Annotated in this window: 1 protein-coding gene; it reads left to right on the forward strand. The window is 63.8% G+C overall.

Annotation, left to right across the window (positions count from 1 at the left end; all coding sequences use genetic code 11):
- The coding region (locus HG543_RS54240) for an MOSC domain-containing protein (protein WP_169352744.1) at positions 1-401 on the forward strand (401 nt) is incomplete at both ends.

Raw genomic sequence — 401 nt, forward strand, 5'->3', positions numbered from 1 at the left:
GGCCGAGCCGACCGAAGTCTGGGGCAACCATTTTACCGCCCTCATCGCGCCCGCCGCCGTTAACCAGTGGCTCAGCGGCTTTTTCAAGCGCGATGTCCAGCTGCGCTGGCTGGGGCCGCAGCTAACCCGCCGGGTAAAGCGCCATGATGCGGTGCCGCTCTCCTTCGCCGACGGCTACCCTTACCTGCTGGCTAACGAGGCCTCCCTGCGCGATCTGCAACAGCGCTGCCCGGCCAGCGTAAGCATAGAACAGTTTCGCCCTAACCTTGTGGTCACCGGCGCGGCGGCCTGGGATGAAGATAGCTGGAAAGTGATCCGCATCGGCGAGGTGGTGTTTGATGTCGCTAAGCCGTGCAGCCGCTGCATTTTTACCACCGTCAGCCCGGAGCGCGGTCAGAAGC

Source organism: Pyxidicoccus fallax, assembly GCF_012933655.1.
In the GTDB taxonomy this organism is placed as follows: Bacteria; Myxococcota; Myxococcia; order Myxococcales; family Myxococcaceae; genus Myxococcus; species Myxococcus fallax.